The organism is Streptomyces sp. NPDC057654 (assembly GCF_042800135.1).
GTDB lineage: Bacteria > Actinomycetota > Actinomycetes > Streptomycetales > Streptomycetaceae > Streptomyces.
In genome coordinates, this window is the sequence record NZ_JBHVHQ010001499.1 from 1 (window position 1) to 1,004 (window position 1,004).

The 1,004-nt window shown below is 74.6% G+C and carries 1 protein-coding gene and 1 pseudogene; both read right to left on the bottom strand.

Annotated features, from left to right (window positions below; all coding sequences use genetic code 11):
• Positions 1-147 (bottom strand): annotated as a pseudogene (locus ACFU99_RS44640) (short-chain fatty acyl-CoA regulator family protein); the annotation flags it as partial.
• A gap of 7 nt (positions 148-154) precedes the next feature.
• The coding region (gene meaB / locus ACFU99_RS44645) for a methylmalonyl Co-A mutase-associated GTPase MeaB (protein ID WP_384404662.1) at positions 155-1,004 on the bottom strand (850 nt) is incomplete at its 5' end.

Consider the following 1,004-nt stretch of genomic DNA (forward strand, 5'->3'; position numbering starts at 1 on the left):
GCGCTCGCAGATCCGGCACCCCAGACCGATCGGCGTCGCCGCCCGCGGGTCGTCCAGGGCGACGCCCTCCGCGTACACCAGGCGGTGCGCGTGGCGCAGTTCGCACCCGAGAGCCACGGCGAACTCGGCGCGCGGCGCACGATGCCCGGCCCGGTCAGGGCCCGGTGGTACGGAACGCGTCGAGAAGGCGCTCGGCGGCGAGCGTCGCCGTCAGCTCGCCGTCCCGCACCTGCCGCTCCAGAGCGGGCGTCAGAGCGCGTACGGCCGGGTCGGCGTGCAGCCGGTTCAGGAGCTCGTCGCGGACCATCGTCCATGTCCAGTCCACCTGCTGGCCGCGCCGCTTGGCGGCCAGGCGGCCGGTGGAGTCGAGGAGTTCACGGTGCTGTTCGAGGCGCTCCCAGACCGTGTCCAGGCCCGTCGACTCGCGGGCGCTGCAACTGAGCACCGGAGGCGTCCACGCGGCGTCGGCGGAATGCATCAGCCGCAGCGCGCCCGCCAGCTCCCGCGCGGCGCCCCGCGCGTCGCGCTCGTGCGGCCCGTCCGCCTTGTTCACGGCGATGACGTCCGCCAGCTCCAGGACGCCCTTCTTGATGCCCTGCAACTGGTCGCCGGTACGGGCGAGGGTCAGCAGCAGGAACGAGTCCACCATGTTCGCGACGGCGGTCTCGGACTGGCCGACGCCGACCGTCTCCACGAGCACCACGTCGTAGCCGGCGGCCTCCATCACCACGATCGACTCGCGGGTCGCCTTGGCGACCCCGCCGAGCGTCCCGGCGGTGGGGGAGGGCCGCACGAACGCCGCCGGGTCCACGGCCAGGCGCTCCATGCGCGTCTTGTCGCCCAGGATCGACCCGCCGGTACGGCTGGACGACGGGTCGACGGCGAGCACCGCCACCCGGTGGCCGAGCCCGGTGAGCCGGGTGCCGAACGCGTCGATGAACGTCGACTTGCCCACCCCCGGCACCCCGCTGACGCCGATCCGCCGCGCCCGGCCGCTGTGCGGC